Below are 16,870 nucleotides of genomic sequence, written 5' to 3'. Positions count from 1 at the left end.
GTGTCCTCGTTTGCATGGGGCGAAGGTGGATGTCCGTGCCGGAGCGCAAGGGTGTGATGGCGGTTACGCGCGTGGATGAAGACAGGCCCGGTCAAGAAGAGAAGCCCCGCGAACGGGGCTTCTCGATGCTTCATTGCGCGACCGCGTCGCCGGTCAGAGCAGCGGTATCAGCAACAGTGCCACGATGTTGATGATCTTGATCAGCGGGTTCACCGCCGGACCGGCGGTGTCCTTGTACGGATCGCCCACGGTGTCGCCGGTGACAGCCGCCTTGTGCGCCTCCGAACCCTTGCCACCGTGATTGCCGTCCTCGATGTACTTCTTGGCGTTGTCCCACGCACCGCCGCCGGTGGTCATCGAGATCGCCACGAACAGGCCGGTGACGATGGTGCCGATCAGCACGCCGCCGAGCGCCTTTGGACCGAGCAGCAGGCCGACCACGATCGGCACGGCGACCGGCAGCAGCGACGGCACGATCATTTCGCGGATCGCCGACTTGGTCAGCATGTCGACCGCGCGCGAATACTCCGGCTTGGCGGTGCCGGCCATGATGCCGGGGATATCGCGGAACTGCCGTCGCACTTCGACCACCACCGCACCTGCGGCACGGCCGACCGCTTCCATCGCCATCGCGCCGAACAGGTAGGGAATCAGGCCGCCGATCAGCAGGCCGATGATCACCATGTGGTCGGAGAGGTCGAACGCCATCGGCAACGCGGTCACGCCGCTCAGCGCTGCCTTCGCCTGGGCGGCCACGTCGAGGTTGTGCGTGTAGTCGGCGAACAGCACAAGTGCGGCCAGCGCGGCCGAGCCGATCGCGTAGCCCTTGGTCACCGCCTTGGTGGTGTTGCCGACGGCGTCGAGCGGATCGGTGACGCCGCGCACTTCCGGCGGTAGGTCGGCCATTTCGGCGATGCCGCCGGCGTTGTCGGTGATCGGGCCATAGGCGTCCAGCGCCACGATCATGCCGGCCATCGAGAGCATGGCGGTGGCGGCGATGGCGATGCCGTACAGGCCACCCAGTGCGTAGGCACCCCAGATCGCGGCGCATACTGCGATCACCGGCCACGCGGTGGATTTCATCGACACGCCGAGGCCGGCGATGATGTTGGTGCCATGGCCGGTGGTGGACGCGGCGGCGATGTGCTGCACCGGCTTGTACTGGGTGCCGGTGTAGTACTCGGTGATCCACACGATGGCGCCGGTCAGCGCCAGCCCGATCAGGGTGCAGCCCCACAGGTTCATCGCGCCGTGGCTGAAGTCCGGCATCAAACGGGTGGTGATCGGATAGAACGCGACGGCGGCCAGCACCGCCGAGACGATCACGCCCTTGTACAGCGCGCCCATGATCGAGCCGCCTTCCTTCACCTTGACGAACAGCGTGCCGATGATCGAAGCGATGATGGATACCGCGCCGAGCAGCAGCGGATACAGCACCGCGTTGGCGCCCACCTCGCTGGCCATCAGGCTGCCCAGCAGCATGGTGGCGATCACGGTGACCGCATAGGTCTCGAACAGGTCGGCGGCCATGCCGGCGCAGTCGCCGACGTTGTCACCCACGTTGTCGGCGATGACTGCCGGGTTGCGCGGGTCGTCCTCGGGAATGCCGGCTTCGACCTTGCCGACCAGATCGGCGCCGACGTCCGCACCCTTGGTGAAGATGCCGCCACCCAAGCGCGCGAAGATCGAAATCAGCGAACTGCCGAATGCGAAACCGACCAGTGCATGCAACGCCGCCTCGCCGTTGATGCCCATGCGGTTCAGCACCAGCCAGTAGCCGGCTACGCCGAGCAGGGCCAGGCCCACCACTAGCATGCCGGTGATCGCGCCACCGCGGAACGCCACGTCCATCGCCGGGCTAAGGCCGCGCCGCGCCGCCTCGGCGGTACGTACGTTGGCGCGCACCGAGACATTCATGCCGATGTAGCCCGCTGCTCCCGACAGCACGGCGCCAAGCAGAAAGCCGATCGCGGTTGGCCAGCTGAGAAAGACACCGATCAACAGCAGCAACACCACGCCGACCATGCCGATGGTGGCGTATTGACGATTGAGGTAGGCGCGCGCGCCTTCCTGGATGGCTGCGGCAATCTCCTGCATCCGCTCGTTGCCTGGCGATTGCGCCAGGATCCAGCGCGCGGAGAACGCGCCATACAAAACCGCCACTACCGCACAAGCCAAAACGATCCACCAGCCATACTGCTGCAGCATCGGAGCCTCCCCATGGGTTGTATGCGGCCGTCCGGAATGGGCGGTCCCGGGGAGTATAGGCAGACGTGGCGGCGCAGGCTGTTGTGCGGCGCAACGCATCGGCATGCTGTCGTCCGCCAAAGAAAAGGGCCATGCACGAATGCATGGCCCTGATTCATTCGCCTTGGCCGCGGACTCAGTGCAGCGCGACGTCCAGGATGATGCCGGTGGCGACGGCGACAAGCAGATACTGGTTGTCCGCGCGTACCCAGTGATAACCCCGCGGCGGCGGACGCAGGCGGTAGTAGCCGTAATTGCGCACGACGTAAGTCGGGCCGTAGTACCGGCGGCCGCGCTCCCAGCGATGCGGGTGGCCGTAGTAACGCGGTGCGCCGTAGTAGCGCGGTGGGGCGCGGTGGTAGTCATAGCCGTAACGACGATGGTCGTTACCGTGCCAGCGGCCATGGTCGTGACCGCGATCGTGCCCATGATGGCCGCGATCGTGGTCGCCGTGGTTGCCGTGTCCGCCGCGCCCGTGATCCTGTGCAAGCAGCCCGAAGCTGGCCGTGCACAGCGCGACGGCGATGAGCAGTCGATGGATGAGTTTCATCTCGGATTTCCTCCGTGGGCCATGACCGCAACAACGCGGCCCTCGATGGCACGGAACGAATCGTAGAAAGCTGCGCCTGAACGAGTCCCATGCGGAGTTGCGCGGTTTCAGTTGCCGGTCAGCCAGCCAGTGGCCACCGGGGATTCAGCGCGTGAAAACGGGTAAGCGTTTTGTCACCGCGAGGTTCTTCAGTTGCACGTAACGCGGCAGACCATCGCGGCCATACGGCAGCGGCGCTTCGCCACGAATCAGCGGTGCCAGATAACGGCGTGCAGCGGCGGTGATGCCGAAGCCGTCGCGGGTGATGAAGTTCTTCGGCATTTTCTTCTCGCGATTGGCGATCTTCGCCAGCGGTGCCGGTTCGATCTTCCAGCGATACGGCGCGTCGGACGTGCGCACGATTACCGGCATCACCGCATTCATCCCGTCCAGTGCGTAGTGCACCGCGGCCTTGCCGACGGCGTACGCCTGTTCGGCGTCCACCTTCGATGCGGCATGGCGTGCGGAGCGCTGCAGGTAATCGGGCAGCGCCCAGTGGTATTTGTAGCCGAGCTTGTCCTTCACCAGCGCGGCCAGCACGGGCGCGACGCCGCCCAATTGGGCATGGCCGAACGCATCGCGCGTGCCCGCTTCGGCGAGGAACTGGCCGGCGGCATTGCGCACGCCTTCGGAGGCAACCACGGTGCACCAGCCGACACGTTCGACCGTGGCCTTCACTTTCGCCAGGAACGCGCCTTCGTCGAACGTGTTCTCGGGAAACAGGATGATGTGCGGCGGTGCATCCGCGCCTTCGCCGGCCAGGCCAGCGGCGGCGGCGATCCAGCCGGCATGGCGGCCCATCACTTCGAGGATGAACACCTTGGTCGAGGTCTCGGCCATCGAGGCGACATCGAGGCTCGCTTCCAGCGTGGAGATCGCGGTGTACTTCGCCACCGAACCGAAACCGGGGCAGCAGTCGGTGACCGCGAGATCGTTGTCCACCGTTTTCGGCACGCCGATGCAGCGAATGTCGTAGCCCATCGTCTTGCCCAGCTGCGAGATCTTCAGCGCGGTGTCGGCCGAATCGTTGCCGCCATTGTAGAGGAACCAGCGGATGTCGTGGGCGCGGAACACGTCGATGAGGCGCGCGTATTCGGCGCGGTTGTCTTCCACGGATTTCAGTTTGTAACGGCACGAGCCGAATGCTCCGCCAGGCGTGTGCCTTAGCGCCGCGATGGCCGCGGCCGACTCCTTCGAGGTGTCGATCAGATCCTCGCGCAAGGCGCCGAGAATGCCGTTGCGTGCGGCGTAGACCTTGACGCCCTTGTGGCGCGCCGCCTCGATCACGCCGGCAGCGGTGGCATTGATCACCGCGGTGACACCGCCGGACTGGGCGTACAGTAGGTTGCCGGTGATGGCGGGCGAACGACGACTCGGGCTCATGGCTATCCTCAACGCGGGCGGTAACGGGTGTCGGCGCCCATCGACAAATCTTTTTGGCGACAAGCACTTGGCCGGGAACGGCGGATACCTCTGTTTGACGGCACCGGGTGCAGCGGCTAATTTGGCGCTCAATTCTGGGAATCGGGCGGGTCGCTGCAAGTGTGCAGCAGCCCGCCAAACTTGTGGAGCATTATGCGACTCGTCCTACTTGGTGCGCCCGGCTCGGGCAAAGGTACGCAGGCGACCCGGCTGAAGACGGCACTGGGAGTGCCGCATATCTCGACTGGCGACATGCTGCGCGCCGCCGTCGCGGCGGGCACCGCGATGGGACTCAAGGCCAAGGCGGTGATGGATGCCGGCCACCTGGTGTCCGACGACATCCTGCTCGGCATGCTGGAAGAGCGGCTGGCGCAGCATGACGCGAAAGCCGGCTTCATCCTCGATGGCTACCCGCGCAACCTGGCCCAGGCCGACGCGCTCGACCAGTTGCTGGCAAAGATCGGCCAGCCGCTGGACGCGGTCGTGAAGCTGGATGTGTCGAACGAAGTGATCATCGGCCGCTGCGAGATCCGCTTCGAGGCCGAGGGGCGCGCCGACGACAATCCCGATACCGTGCGCAAGCGCCTGGCCATCTACGCCGAACAGACCGCGCCGGTGGCGGATTTCTACGCGCGCCGCGGCAAGCTGCAGATCGTCGATGGCGTCGGCGAGCTGGACGAGGTCACGGCGCGGGTCAAGCAGGCATTGCAGAACGAGTCGACGGCCGCCAACGGCTGAGTCTCCCCCCTCCGGCCGGAGCGGGTTTCAAGGAAATCGCCACACCATGCGTCTGCACATCCTCGGCATCTGCGGCACCTTCATGGGCGGTGTCGCCGCGCTGGCACGCGAACTCGGCCACACGGTCGAAGGTTCCGACGCCAACGTCTATCCGCCGATGAGCACCCAACTGGAGGCCCTCGGCATCGCCTTGATGAGTGGCTACGCCGCCGAGCATCTTCGAACGGCGCCGGACCTGGTCGTGGTCGGCAACGCGATGACCCGCGGCAACCCCGCCGTGGAATACATGCTCGACCATCGGTTGCGCTACATCTCCGGCCCGCAATGGCTGGGCGAGACCGTGCTGGCCGATCGCGACGTGCTGGCGGTGGCAGGTACCCACGGCAAGACCACCACCACCAGCCTGCTGGCGCATCTGCTGGAAAGTGCGGGGATGGCGCCGGGATTTCTGGTGGGCGGGGTGCCGGGGAATTTCGGGGTGTCGGCGCGGCTGGGTGGGATGGGGCATCGTTGCGCCCAGAGCCCCCCTTCCGGCGCTGCGCGCCTCCTTCCCCCGCGAGCGGGGGACGTGAAGGTGGAGCAGCCGCTGGCTGCGCCGTTTGTGATTGAAGCGGATGAATACGACACCGCGTTTTTCGACAAGCGTTCGAAGTTCGTGCATTACCGGCCACGCATCGCGATCCTCAACAATCTCGAATACGACCACGCGGACATTTTCCCCGACGTCGCGGCGATCCAGCGCCAGTTCCATCACCTGGTGCGCACCGTGCTGGGCAATGGCCGCCTGATCGTCAACGCGCACGACCAGCGTCTCGCCGAGGTGCTGGCGATGGGGTGCTGGACGCCGGTGGAAACCTTCGGCATCGGTCGCGGCGACTGGCAGGCCACCTTGGTCGAGGCGGATGGCTCGGTGTTCACCGTGCATCGCGCTGGCGAACGGATCGGCGAGGTCCGCTGGCCGTTGCTGGGCAACCACAGCGTGATGAATGCACTGGCCGCGCTGGCCGCGGCGGCGGCTGCCGGCGCCGATCCGGAGTCGCTGCTGCCCGCATTCGCCAGCTTCGAGAGCGTCAAGCGAAGGATGGAACTGGTCGGCGAAGTGAATGGCGTGCATGTCTACGACGACTTCGCCCATCACCCCACCGCGATCGCCACCACCCTGGCCGGACTACGCGCGAAGGTGGGCCAGGGACGCATCCTGGTGGCGCTGGAGCCGCGCTCCAATTCGATGCGCCAGGGCGCGCACGCCGACGCGCTGGCGCCGTCGCTCGGCGACGCCGACGCGGTGGTTTTCCTGCAGCGGGCAGAACTGCCGTGGGACGCCGGCGCCGTCACCGCGGCGCTCGGCGGCCGCGGTGAAGCGGTGCCGACGGTCGATGCGTTGATCGCCAGTCTGCGTGCGCGGGTACGTCCGGGTGACCAGGTCATCTTCATGTCCAACGGCGGTTTCGAGGCGGCGCCGCGGCGCTTTGTCGAAAGCCTGCGGCACGCCTGAACCCCGGCGTCCTTGGCTGCCGGACTCTGACCCGATCCGGCGCACTGGTTACACTTGCTGCATGGCCGTCCCATCGCCGCTCATCGAATTGCCGCTGTTTCCGCTGGCCTCCGTGTTGTTTCCTGGTGGTCAGCTGCAGTTGCGCATCTTCGAACCACGCTATCTCGACCTGGTGCGGGAGTGCACGCGCTACGGCACCGGTTTCGGCGTGTGCCTGATTCTCGAAGGGCGGGAAACGGGGGCGCCGGCGCTGCCGGCCGCGATCGGCACGATCGCGCGGATCAGCGATTTCCATCGCGATGAGGATGGCCTGCTGGGCATCGTCGCCGATGGTGGTTCACGCTTTCGCGTTGCGCGCAGCCGGGTGCGTTCGGATGGTTTGTTGCGTGGTGAAGTGGATGTCTGGCCGACCGAACCGGAGCAGCCGGTGCCGGTGGAGTTTGCCCTGTTGCAGAGCATTCTCGAACGGCTGATCGAGACGATGGCGCCACATTGGCGGCATGCTCCGCGAAGCGCTTACGACGATGCCAGCTGGCTGGGTTGGCGACTGGCCGAACTGCTGCCACTGGACCCCGCCGAGCAGCAGCACATGCTGGAACTCAACGATCCGCTGCAGCGGCTGGCCGAGTTGCGCGATATCCTGCCGCGCTTCCAGAAACCATGAGCCGTCAGGCCGTAGACTGAGCGGACTTTTCCTGACCTCCCGCTGGAGTCGATGCGCATGGGCAACCTGGCCGGCAAGACCTTGTTCATCAGTGGCGCTTCGCGCGGCATCGGCCTGGCGATTGCGCTGCGCGCTGCACGCGATGGCGCGAACATCGTGATTGCCGCCAAGAGCGGCGTGCCGAATCCGAAGCTCCCCGGCACCATCCATACCGCCGCCGTCGCGGTCGAAGCGGCCGGCGGCAAGGCGCTGGCTTTGCAGGTGGATATTCGCGAAGAGGATCAGGTACGCGCCGCTGCCGCGCAGGCAGCCGAGCACTTTGGCGGCATCGACATCGTGGTCAACAATGCCAGCGCGATCTGGCTTGCCGGAACTGCCGAGACGCCGATGAAACGCTACGACCTGATGCAGCAGGTCAATACCCGCGGCACGTTCCTGGTCACGCAGAGCTGCCTGCCGTACCTGAAGCAGGCCACCAACCCGCACGTGTTGATGCTGTCGCCGCCGCCGAACCTCGATCAGAAGTGGTTCGCACCGCATACCGCCTACACCATCGCCAAGTACGGCATGAGCCTGTGCGTGCTGGGCATGTCGCCGGAGCTGGCGCCGCTGGGAATCGCGGTGAATGCGCTGTGGCCACGTACGGTGATCGCCACTGCCGCGATCGGCATGATCGAGGGCGTGAAAATGGAACATTGCCGCAAGCCTGAGATCGTGGCCGATGCGGCCCACGCCATCCTGATCCGGCCCGCGCGCGATTACACCGGCCATTTCGCGATCGACGAGGAAATCCTGCGTGAGGCCGGAGTCGGCAACTTCGACGCTTACGCCGTGCAGCCGGGTGCGCCGCTGCTGCCGGATCTGTTCCTGGATTGAGGTCGCCGCGGCATGGATGGACGAGGGGCTTCCATCGTCACGCCGCCAGCGCCAATCAGCTCGCGCTGCCGGGCAAGTTCCCTGCGCCATTCCATCAAACCCCGTTTTTCATGGCGATTCCGCGAAAATTCGCCTTGCTTCTTCACATCTTTGCGGTTTGTGAGGGAGTATATTATGTGATGTACATCACATTTTGACGGCAATCAGGGGCGGATTGCTGCGGAAGTACCGGTATTCATCACCTGCCAGGGCGTGCCGCCAGAAACGGTATCCGCGACCTGGGGGCAGGGGCGGTGCGATGACTGACGAACACATGCCCAGGCGTTGTGTAGTCTGGTTCGGCAAGCCGACGAACGAGGAGCGCGCCGCCCTGACACAGGCGGGCTGGCGCATCCGCATCGGCGATGTGCACCTGCCGGATGGTGTGGGCATGCGGCGCGATGACATCGTGGTGGCGTTGGCCGATTTGCGCGCCGGCGATGCGCAGACGATCTACGCGATGCGACGCTTGATGGACGCCCATCCATGGTTGCCCTGGCTTGCCCTGGTAGTACGGCAGACCCTGGTGGACGAGCCGGACGTCGAGCGCATTCTTCGCACCAGCGCCGAGTTTTTCACCGTGCCGATCGACCTGAAGCGTCTCGTCGATGCGCTGGCCAAGATCGGCAGCGGCTGGTCGCCGGTGGCGGACACATCGGATATTCCTGGCATGGTCGGCGCGATCAGCCAGGTGATGCGCGCAACCCTTGTCAGCCTGCGCAAGTACGCGCCGGTGGAGTTGCCGGTGCTGATTACCGGTGAAACCGGCAGCGGCAAGGAACTGGCGGCACGCGCGCTGCACGGGCTGTCGGTGCGTCGCGATCATCCGTTTGTTGCGATCAACTGTGGCGCGCTGCCATTGAACCTGGTCCAGTCCGAGTTGTTTGGTCATGAGCGGGGCGCCTTCACCGGTGCAAACGTGCGGCGTATCGGGCATTTCGAAGTGGCGGCCGGCGGCACGGTATTCCTCGACGAGGTGGGTGATCTGCCACTCGACGCGCAGACCAGCCTGTTGCGTTTGCTGCAGGAGGGAACGCTGGAGCGGGTCGGCTCAAGCCAGCTGATCAAGCTGGACGTGCGCGTGCTGGCCGCGACGCATGTGGATCTGGAGCTGGCCGTGGCGCAGGGCGGGTTCCGCGAGGACCTTTACTACCGGCTCAACGTCCTGCGACTGCGCATGCCCGCGCTGCGCGAGCGCGATGGCGACGTCGAATTGCTCGCGCAGCACTTTCTGGAGGCGTTCCGGCTACGGCATCAGGGTTGCGCCCGTGCATTCAGTAGTGGCGCACGACTGGCCCTGCGGCGGTATGCATGGCCGGGCAACGTGCGCGAACTGCTCAACCGGGTTCAGCGGGCCGCGGTGGTCGCCGAGGGAACGCTGATCAATGCGGGCGATCTCGATCTCGATGACACCCAGCTGTTGTCCGGTAGTCGTCTGAGCCTCGACCTGAGCCGTGTTTCGGCCGAGCGCGAGGCGGTGTTGAACAGCTTGCGCGAAAGCCATTTCAATATCAGCGAATGCGCGCGGCGACTCGGTGTGTCGCGGGTTACCGTGTATCGCCTGTGCAAGAAGCACAAGGTGGTACTCGATGAGCTGCGCGGAAATGTCCGGTCTCGCACCGGCCGGCCAGTGACCGTGAACGGTCACGGATCGCCGATCACCGAGGACGCGTAATGGCAGGGGAAGTCCCCCGGCCTGCAGGGGACAGGCCGGGGGGTTCCGTTGGTGCCCGGCTACAGGGTCGCCGGGTTACCGCCCTCGTTCGTCGGCCATCTCGCGGAGCGTGGTGCCGTTCGCGGATGGACAACGATGCAGGTGGAACAGGGCGTCCCTTCCCCGATCACGATATGGAACCAGCAAACCGCATGCCATCGGTGACGAAGCCCGTGGTGACAGGGCTAGGGCGTTCGGCCGCGATGCGCGCGATGGCGACGACGTGTCACCGCTGATACACGGCGTGCGGCTCCACGCAACGTCGCGCCAGCGCCGTAGCGGGTTGCGCATGGACGGCCGGCTTGTAACGCGGGCGATACAGTTCACCGAGCCGTTTACATGCGCGATTGTGCAAGCCATCGCGCGGCTCTACGATGCGCGGCTTGCGTCGCTGGTCATCCTGCCCGGCGGCCCGCACAGCAACCTGGAGAGTGAGCATGCACCCCGATCCTTCCGCCCTGATTGACCTCGGCAAGCGTTACTGGCTGCCGGTGTACCAGCCGCGCGAGGTAGTGCTCGATCACGGCAAGGGCGCGCGCGTATGGGATACGCAGGGTCGTGATTACCTGGATTTCGGTGCCGGCATCGCAGTGAACGCGCTCGGCCACCAGGATCCGGACCTGCTCGACGCATTGACTGCGCAGGCGCACAAGCTGTGGCATGCCAGCAACGTGTTCTATACCGAGCCGCCGTTGCGCTTGGCCGAGGAACTGGTGAAGGCGTCGGGATTCGCCGAGCGGGTGTTCCTGTGCAATTCGGGCGCCGAGGCGAACGAGGCGGCGATCAAGCTGGTGCGCAAGTGGGCGGCGTCGAAAGGCCGCGCGCCGGAGCAGCGCACCATCATTACCTTCAGGGGCTCGTTTCACGGACGCACGCTGGCGACAGTCACCGCCACCGCGCAGCCGAAATACCAGCAAGGTTACGAGCCGCTGCCCGGCGGCTTCCGCTACCTGGATTTCAACGACGCCGCGGCACTGGAAGCGGCGTTCGCCGAGGGCGGCATTGCCGCCGTGATGATCGAGCCGGTGCAGGGGGAGGGTGGCGTGGTGCCGGCGGCGGCGGGATTCCTCAAGCGCGCGCGCGAACTCTGCGATGCCCACGACGCCTTGCTGGTGCTGGACGAGATCCAGTGCGGCATGGGGCGCACCGGCACGTTGTTCGCGCATGCCCATGACGATGTCACGCCGGATATCGTGACGCTGGCCAAGGCTCTGGGTTGCGGCTTTCCGATCGGCGCGATGCTGGCCGGGCCGAAGGTGTCCGAGGTGATGCAATACGGCTCGCACGGGACGACATTCGGAGGCAATCCGATGGCGGCCGCCGTCGCGCGTGTCGCGCTGGCCAAGCTGTCGTCGCCTGCGGTGCTGATGAACGTCGAGCGCCAGGCGAACGACCTGCGCGCCGGATTGGCGCGCATCAATCACGAACTGAACCTGTTTACCGAGGTGCGCGGTCGCGGCCTGATGCTGGGAGCGGCGCTGACCGATGCACACAAGGGCAAGGCCGGTGCGATCCTCGATCACGCCGCGGCACGCGGCCTGCTGTTGCTGCAGGCCGGTCCGGACGTGCTGCGTTTCGTGCCGCCACTGACCATCACCGATGAAGAGCTGGCCGAGGGCCTCACGCGTCTGCACGCGGCGTTGAGCGACTACGCGGCAAGCTGAGGCCTTACTTTCGCGACCGTTCGGCGGTCAGGAGCGTCCCGATGAAATATCTGCACAGCATGGTGCGCGTGCGCGACCTCGACGCGTCGCTGCGTTTCTATTGCGAAGGCCTGGGCCTTCGCGAAGTGCGCCGCAAGGAAGTCCCCGAAGGCAAGTACACCCTGGTGTTTGTATCTGCGCCGGACAGCCCCGAGGCCGAGATCGAGTTGACCTGGAACTGGGGTTCGCAGGAGGACTACGGTTCGGCACGCAACTTCGGCCATCTCGCCTTCCGCGTCGACGACATCTACGCCACCTGCGCGCGATTGCAGGCGATGGGTTGCACCATTCATCGCCCGCCGCGCGATGGTCACATGGCCTTCGTGCGTTCGCCCGACCTGATCTCGATCGAACTGTTGCAGGACGGGCATTTGCCGCCGCAGGAACCCTGGGTCTCGATGACCAATAGCGGTCAGTGGTGAATCAGCCCTTCGCTTCGCGCAAGGCGCCACGAGCTGCTTCCAGCGTATCGGCGATGTCCTGCTCGCTGTGCGCACTGGACATGAAGCCGGCCTCGAACGCCGACGGTGCCAGGTACACGCCACGCTTCAGCATGCCGTGGAAGAAACGATTGAACAGCGCGACGTCCGCCGCCGTCGCCTGGGCGTAGCTGGTCACTTTCCCGGTGCTGAAGAACAAACCGAACATGCCGCCGACGCGGTTGGTGCTGAACGCGATACCTTCGCCGTCGGCTACCGACTGGAATCCGTCCGTCAGCAGTCGCGTGCGCGCGGCAAGCTGGTCATGGAACCCCGGCGCCTGGATCAGCTCCAGCATGGCGAGGCCGGCCGCCATCGCCACTGGATTGCCGCTCAGCGTGCCGGCCTGGTAGATCGGTCCGGCCGGCGCGATCTGCTCCATCAGTTCGCGCTGGCCGCCATAAGCACCCACCGGCATGCCGCCGCCGATGATCTTGCCGAAGGTGGTCAGGTCCGGCGTCACGCCGTAATGCGCCTGGGCGCCGCCGAGTGCGACGCGGAAACCGGTCATCACTTCATCGAAAATCAGCAGCACGCCGTGTTGCGTGCACAGTTCGCGCAAGCCCTGCAGATAACCGTCGACCGGCAGTATGCAATTCATGTTGCCCGCGACCGGTTCGATGATCAGGCCGGCGATATCGCTGCCCTGTTCCGCGAACAGCGCCCGGGCGGCTTCGAGATCGTTATAAGGAAGGGTCAGCGTGAGATCGGCATTCGCCTTTGGCACGCCGGGCGAAGTCGGTACGCCGAAGGTCAGCGCGCCGGAACCGGCCTTGACCAGAAAACTGTCGCCGTGGCCGTGATAGCAGCCCTCGAATTTCACGATCTTGCTGCGCCCCGTGGCGCCACGGGCGAGCCGGATGGCCGACATCGTCGCTTCGGTGCCGGAATTGACCATGCGCACCATCTCGACCGAGGGAATCAGGCGCGCGATGGTTTCGGCCATGCTCACCTCGGCCGCGCAAGGCGTGCCGAACGACAGCCCATCCTTCACCGTGCGCTCGACGGCTTCACGCACCGCCGGATGATTGTGGCCGACGATCATCGGTCCCCACGAACCCACATAGTCGATGTAGCGCGTGCCTTCGACGTCCCACAGGTAGGCGCCATCGGCCCGCGCGGTGAAGAACGGTTCACCGCCGACCGACTTGAACGCCCGCACCGGCGAGTTCACGCCGCCAGGCATCAGCTTCAGGGCGCGCTGGAAAAGTTCATGGTTGGTCATCGTGCGGGGTTCCGGTCGGAGGAAAACAGGTCGGTGATGCGTTGCGCGGCGGCACGGACGTCGGAAACGCCGAAAACAGCGGAGATCACGGCCAGGTAGTCCGCGCCGGCATCCACCAGCGAGGCGCCATTGTCCGGCGTGATTCCCCCGATCGCCACCCGTGGCAGGCCGAACGCGGCGCTTTGCCTCAGCAATTCGATCGGGGCATGCGGTGCGAGCGGCTTGGTGGGTGACGGAAAAAATGCGCCAAACGCGAGATAGCTCGCGCCAGCGCGGGCTGCTGCCTGTGCGCGCTGCAACGAGTCGTAACACGACACGCCGATGATCGCGCGCGCGCCGAGTGCGGCTCGCGCCGCGACGGGATCGTCGTCGTGCTGGCCCAGATGCACGCCGTCGGCGCCAACGGCGAGGGCCAGCGCCACGTCGTCATTGATGATGAGCGATGCGCCGTGGTCGCGGCACAGCTGCCTCAGCGCCGTCGCCTCGGTGTATCGCCGCGCGGCATCCGTGCTTTTGTCACGGTATTGCAACCAGCTCGCGCCACCGGACAGCGCCTGCGCGACGGCGTCAAGCAGGTCCGCGCGCGGCCCATCGGTGATGGCGTACAGCCCGCGACCGGGTTGTGCTGCGGGGATATTCAAGTCGTGGCCTCGATAGGTTGGTTTGGGTGGATGGCATAACCGCATGCTTTCGCATTGCCGGATGAGTTGCGAGAATGTCCGATTCCACAGCGATCTGAAGAAGTCCGACCATGAGCCAGAGTTCCACCGAAGCTGCAGCCTTGCGCAAATGGATGTGCGTCGTTTGCGGCTATATCTATGACGAAGCCGAAGGCGTGCCCGAGGAAGGCATCGCCCCCGGTACCCGCTGGGAAGATGTGCCCGAGACGTGGACCTGCCCGGACTGCGGTACCACCAAGGACGACTTCGAGATGATCGAAATCGACTGAAAGCCGGTTTCCGTCAGCAAACGGCCCGATCTCGCCAGCGCATTGGCCGGGCCGCCTGCTCTGATGGTCCTGCGCTCGATCAGCGGCGCGCTAGCTCAGGAGCATTCCATGCGGCAGTTCATTCCGTTCGAAGACGACTGGGACGTACTGGAAAACCTTCGTCCCGAGGATCTGATTCCCTACCGTGTCGGGCTGCTTGACGTGACCGGCGCAGGTGCTCAGCGCACCGTTCCGAGGTCACCCTCGATCTTCAGCTCATCACCCACCTGCACGCCGATGCGCCGCGCCGTACCGGCAGACAGCTCCAGCACATAGCGTGCTGGTGCGTCACTCGGATAGACCGGGCAGGGATCGGCCTTGCACGGCGGAACATCCATCTGCATCGAGACCAGTCGGCGATCCGCGTCGAAATACAGGATGTCGAGCGGGATCAGCGTGTTCTTCATCCAGAAGCCCTGTGGCGACGTGTAGGGAAACGCGAACAGCATGCTGTGCTGCGGCGCCAGCGTGGTGCGCATCATCAGTCCGTGCTCGCGGCTGGCGTCATCGGTGGCGAATTCCGTCGAGAAGCGCTGGCCGTGCAGCTCCACTGCTGGCGTCACGTTCTTTGCGGCGGCGGCGTTGATGTAGCCAGCCAGCAGGAAAAGCATCGGGGTGAGCCATCGTTTCATCGTTCGTTACTCGTCTCAGGTGGGTAAATAGGCAAACATGCCTGGAAAGTGTAGCGCCACGGTCATTCGCGACTTTTCGTGGCAGAAAAGTCCTCATACCCTCTTCCCAGATGCGCACCGCGGCGCTATGATTCACGCCCCTTCGACGAGGCGCCCCTCCCGAAGGTTTCCGCAACGCTTCCACGATGAAAAATTTCTCCTCGAGGGTGTTGACGGTCAGGAAAAGCGATGTAGAATGGGCGGCTCACCTAGGACGAAACGTCCTCGGCGCGATCGAGAAATCGGTAGCAAGTGGTTGATCTTTGACAGTGTGCGCAGGTGAATTGTGTGGACGTCTTGCGATGGAGGGTTACGACCTGTCCAAAGAAACGCAAGCGTCCAATGAAAGAAAAAGTCAGTAATGAGTTTTGATTTTGTTGGGACTAACGCTTCAGAAAGATAGATTGTCATCATGGTCTGCAAAGACGATGTGATGGTCGAAAACTTAAGTGAAGAGTTTGATCCTGGCTCAGATTGAACGCTGGCGGCATGCCTAACACATGCAAGTCGAACGGCAGCACAGCAGAGCTTGCTCTGTGGGTGGCGAGTGGCGGACGGGTGAGTAATGCATCGGGACCTACCCAGACGTGGGGGATAACGTAGGGAAACTTACGCTAATACCGCATACGTCCTACGGGAGAAAGCGGGGGATCTTCGGACCTCGCGCGGTTGGACGGACCGATGTGCGATTAGCTAGTTGGTAAGGTAATGGCTTACCAAGGCGACGATCGCTAGCTGGTCTGAGAGGATGATCAGCCACACTGGGACTGAGACACGGCCCAGACTCCTACGGGAGGCAGCAGTGGGGAATATTGGACAATGGGCGCAAGCCTGATCCAGCAATGCCGCGTGTGTGAAGAAGGCCTTCGGGTTGTAAAGCACTTTTATCAGGAACGAAATACCACGGGCTAATACCCGGTGGGGCTGACGGTACCTGAGGAATAAGCACCGGCTAACTTCGTGCCAGCAGCCGCGGTAATACGAAGGGTGCAAGCGTTAATCGGAATTACTGGGCGTAAAGGGTGCGTAGGCGGTTCGTTAAGTCTGTCGTGAAATCCCCGGGCTCAACCTGGGAATGGCGATGGATACTGGCGAGCTAGAGTGTGTCAGAGGATGGTGGAATTCCCGGTGTAGCGGTGAAATGCGTAGAGATCGGGAGGAACATCAGTGGCGAAGGCGGCCATCTGGGACAACACTGACGCTGAAGCACGAAAGCGTGGGGAGCAAACAGGATTAGATACCCTGGTAGTCCACGCCCTAAACGATGCGAACTGGATGTTGGTCTCAACTCGGAGATCAGTGTCGAAGCTAACGCGTTAAGTTCGCCGCCTGGGGAGTACGGTCGCAAGACTGAAACTCAAAGGAATTGACGGGGGCCCGCACAAGCGGTGGAGTATGTGGTTTAATTCGATGCAACGCGAAGAACCTTACCTGGCCTTGACATGTCCGGAATCCAGCAGAGATGCAGGAGTGCCTTCGGGAATCGGAACACAGGTGCTGCATGGCTGTCGTCAGCTCGTGTCGTGAGATGTTGGGTTAAGTCCCGCAACGAGCGCAACCCTTGTCCTTAGTTGCCAGCGAGTAATGTCGGGAACTCTAAGGAGACTGCCGGTGACAAACCGGAGGAAGGTGGGGATGACGTCAAGTCATCATGGCCCTTACGGCCAGGGCTACACACGTACTACAATGGTCGGTACAGAGGGTTGCAATACCGCGAGGTGGAGCCAATCCCAGAAAGCCGATCCCAGTCCGGATCGGAGTCTGCAACTCGACTCCGTGAAGTCGGAATCGCTAGTAATCGCGGATCAGCTATGCCGCGGTGAATACGTTCCCGGGCCTTGTACACACCGCCCGTCACACCATGGGAGTGAGTTGCTCCAGAAGCCGTTAGTCTAACCGCAAGGGGGACGACGACCACGGAGTGGTTCATGACTGGGGTGAAGTCGTAACAAGGTAGCCGTATCGGAAGGTGCGGCTGGATCACCTCCTTTCAAGAAACGACGGTCGCAACCTTTGGTTG

At 64.2% G+C, this 16,870-nt stretch carries 15 protein-coding genes and 1 rRNA gene; 9 read left to right on the top strand and 7 right to left on the bottom strand.

The annotated features are described in order from the left end of the window. Positions 1-153: 153 nt before the first annotated feature. The 3 genes from ACPPVV_RS17005 to ACPPVV_RS16995 all read right to left on the bottom strand — a co-directional run bounded on the left by ACPPVV_RS17005 (position 154) and on the right by ACPPVV_RS16995 (position 4,219). Positions 154-2,208: a sodium-translocating pyrophosphatase gene (locus ACPPVV_RS17005; RefSeq protein ID WP_426701046.1), complete on the bottom strand. Its 2,055-nt coding sequence runs from the start codon at positions 2,206-2,208 to the stop codon at positions 154-156. Between the two features lie 175 nt (positions 2,209-2,383). After that, positions 2,384-2,797, bottom strand: coding sequence for an RcnB family protein (locus tag ACPPVV_RS17000; protein ID WP_426701045.1), 414 nt, complete (start codon positions 2,795-2,797; stop codon positions 2,384-2,386). A 144-nt stretch (positions 2,798-2,941) separates the two neighbouring features. Then, positions 2,942-4,219 (bottom strand): 6-phosphofructokinase, encoded by a 1,278-nt coding sequence (locus ACPPVV_RS16995; protein ID WP_426701044.1) that lies wholly within the window; start codon positions 4,217-4,219, stop codon positions 2,942-2,944. A gap of 192 nt (positions 4,220-4,411) precedes the next feature. Between ACPPVV_RS16995 and ACPPVV_RS16990 the strand changes: the two genes are divergently transcribed. The 5 genes from ACPPVV_RS16990 to ACPPVV_RS16970 all read left to right on the top strand — a co-directional run bounded on the left by ACPPVV_RS16990 (position 4,412) and on the right by ACPPVV_RS16970 (position 9,745). Then, a complete protein-coding gene (locus ACPPVV_RS16990) occupies positions 4,412-4,996 on the top strand; it encodes an adenylate kinase (RefSeq protein WP_426701043.1) in 585 nt (194 codons plus the stop codon). Positions 4,997-5,042: 46 nt separating this feature from the next. Then, positions 5,043-6,491, top strand: coding sequence for a UDP-N-acetylmuramate:L-alanyl-gamma-D-glutamyl-meso-diaminopimelate ligase (gene mpl, locus ACPPVV_RS16985; protein ID WP_426701042.1), 1,449 nt, complete (start codon positions 5,043-5,045; stop codon positions 6,489-6,491). 61 nt (positions 6,492-6,552) lie between these two features. Next, a complete protein-coding gene (locus ACPPVV_RS16980; protein WP_426701041.1) occupies positions 6,553-7,155 on the top strand; it encodes an LON peptidase substrate-binding domain-containing protein in 603 nt (200 codons plus the stop codon). A 57-nt stretch (positions 7,156-7,212) separates the two neighbouring features. After that, entirely contained in the window at positions 7,213-8,031 is an 819-nt protein-coding gene (locus ACPPVV_RS16975) for an SDR family oxidoreductase (RefSeq protein WP_426701040.1), read from the top strand. A gap of 298 nt (positions 8,032-8,329) precedes the next feature. Continuing rightward, positions 8,330-9,745 carry a sigma 54-interacting transcriptional regulator gene (locus ACPPVV_RS16970; RefSeq protein WP_426701039.1) on the top strand — a complete coding sequence of 472 codons (1,416 nt, stop codon included), beginning with the start codon at positions 8,330-8,332 and terminating at the stop codon, positions 9,743-9,745. Positions 9,746-10,010: 265 nt separating this feature from the next. Here ACPPVV_RS16970 and ACPPVV_RS16965 read toward each other — a convergent pair whose 3' ends face one another. Continuing rightward, positions 10,011-10,223, bottom strand: coding sequence for a hypothetical protein (locus ACPPVV_RS16965; protein ID WP_426701038.1), 213 nt, complete (start codon positions 10,221-10,223; stop codon positions 10,011-10,013). Between ACPPVV_RS16965 and ACPPVV_RS16960 the strand changes: the two genes are divergently transcribed. After that, complete coding sequence (locus ACPPVV_RS16960) at positions 10,222-11,448, top strand: acetylornithine/succinylornithine family transaminase (RefSeq protein ID WP_426701037.1); 1,227 nt, start codon at positions 10,222-10,224, stop codon at positions 11,446-11,448. The genes ACPPVV_RS16965 and ACPPVV_RS16960 overlap by 2 nt on opposite strands. Before the next feature lie 41 nt (positions 11,449-11,489). After that, on the top strand, positions 11,490-11,909 hold the full coding sequence (locus ACPPVV_RS16955) for a VOC family protein (RefSeq protein WP_426701036.1): 420 nt from the start codon (positions 11,490-11,492) through the stop codon (positions 11,907-11,909). A 1-nt stretch (position 11,910) separates the two neighbouring features. Here the strand turns inward: ACPPVV_RS16955 and hemL are convergent, their stop codons facing one another. Together hemL and thiE are read right to left on the bottom strand one after the other, a co-directional pair. Next, complete coding sequence (gene hemL, locus ACPPVV_RS16950; RefSeq protein ID WP_426701035.1) at positions 11,911-13,191, bottom strand: glutamate-1-semialdehyde 2,1-aminomutase; 1,281 nt, start codon at positions 13,189-13,191, stop codon at positions 11,911-11,913. Continuing rightward, positions 13,188-13,826: a thiamine phosphate synthase gene (gene thiE / locus ACPPVV_RS16945; protein WP_426703267.1), complete on the bottom strand. Its 639-nt coding sequence runs from the start codon at positions 13,824-13,826 to the stop codon at positions 13,188-13,190. Before thiE ends, hemL begins: the two co-directional genes overlap by 4 nt. A gap of 116 nt (positions 13,827-13,942) precedes the next feature. Here thiE and ACPPVV_RS16940 point away from each other — a divergent pair, with 116 nt between their 5' ends. Further along, positions 13,943-14,140, top strand: coding sequence for a rubredoxin (locus tag ACPPVV_RS16940; protein WP_426701034.1), 198 nt, complete (start codon positions 13,943-13,945; stop codon positions 14,138-14,140). A gap of 218 nt (positions 14,141-14,358) precedes the next feature. Here ACPPVV_RS16940 and ACPPVV_RS16935 read toward each other — a convergent pair whose 3' ends face one another. After that, entirely contained in the window at positions 14,359-14,811 is a 453-nt protein-coding gene (locus ACPPVV_RS16935; RefSeq protein WP_426701033.1) for a DUF192 domain-containing protein, read from the bottom strand. Positions 14,812-15,296: 485 nt separating this feature from the next. Here ACPPVV_RS16935 and ACPPVV_RS16930 point away from each other — a divergent pair. Further along, positions 15,297-16,841 (top strand): 16S ribosomal RNA (locus tag ACPPVV_RS16930). The last annotated feature ends 29 nt before the right edge of the window (positions 16,842-16,870 follow it).

It is taken from the genome of Rhodanobacter sp. Col0626, from assembly GCF_049994385.1.
Lineage (GTDB): Bacteria > Pseudomonadota > Gammaproteobacteria > Xanthomonadales > Rhodanobacteraceae > Rhodanobacter.
This window is presented reverse-complemented; position numbering and strand designations above follow the sequence as displayed.

Bases quoted from the DNA above. Each gene is read 5' to 3' on its own strand.
- ACPPVV_RS16980 (WP_426701041.1), top strand. From the start codon at position 6,553: ATGGCCGTCCCATCGCCGCTCATCGAATTGCCGCTGTTTCCGCTGGCC.
- ACPPVV_RS16975 (WP_426701040.1), top strand. From the start codon at position 7,213: ATGGGCAACCTGGCCGGCAAGACCTTGTTCATCAGTGGCGCTTCGCGC.
- ACPPVV_RS16960 (WP_426701037.1), top strand. From the start codon at position 10,222: ATGCACCCCGATCCTTCCGCCCTGATTGACCTCGGCAAGCGTTACTGG.
- ACPPVV_RS17005 (WP_426701046.1), bottom strand. From the start codon at position 2,208: ATGCTGCAGCAGTATGGCTGGTGGATCGTTTTGGCTTGTGCGGTAGTG.
- ACPPVV_RS16995 (WP_426701044.1), bottom strand. From the start codon at position 4,219: ATGAGCCCGAGTCGTCGTTCGCCCGCCATCACCGGCAACCTACTGTAC.
- ACPPVV_RS16990 (WP_426701043.1), top strand. From the start codon at position 4,412: ATGCGACTCGTCCTACTTGGTGCGCCCGGCTCGGGCAAAGGTACGCAG.
- hemL (WP_426701035.1), bottom strand. From the start codon at position 13,191: ATGACCAACCATGAACTTTTCCAGCGCGCCCTGAAGCTGATGCCTGGC.
- ACPPVV_RS16935 (WP_426701033.1), bottom strand. From the start codon at position 14,811: ATGAAACGATGGCTCACCCCGATGCTTTTCCTGCTGGCTGGCTACATC.
- mpl (WP_426701042.1), top strand. From the start codon at position 5,043: ATGCGTCTGCACATCCTCGGCATCTGCGGCACCTTCATGGGCGGTGTC.
- ACPPVV_RS16970 (WP_426701039.1), top strand. From the start codon at position 8,330: ATGACTGACGAACACATGCCCAGGCGTTGTGTAGTCTGGTTCGGCAAG.
- ACPPVV_RS16965 (WP_426701038.1), bottom strand. From the start codon at position 10,223: ATGCTCACTCTCCAGGTTGCTGTGCGGGCCGCCGGGCAGGATGACCAG.
- ACPPVV_RS16940 (WP_426701034.1), top strand. From the start codon at position 13,943: ATGAGCCAGAGTTCCACCGAAGCTGCAGCCTTGCGCAAATGGATGTGC.
- ACPPVV_RS17000 (WP_426701045.1), bottom strand. From the start codon at position 2,797: ATGAAACTCATCCATCGACTGCTCATCGCCGTCGCGCTGTGCACGGCC.
- ACPPVV_RS16955 (WP_426701036.1), top strand. From the start codon at position 11,490: ATGAAATATCTGCACAGCATGGTGCGCGTGCGCGACCTCGACGCGTCG.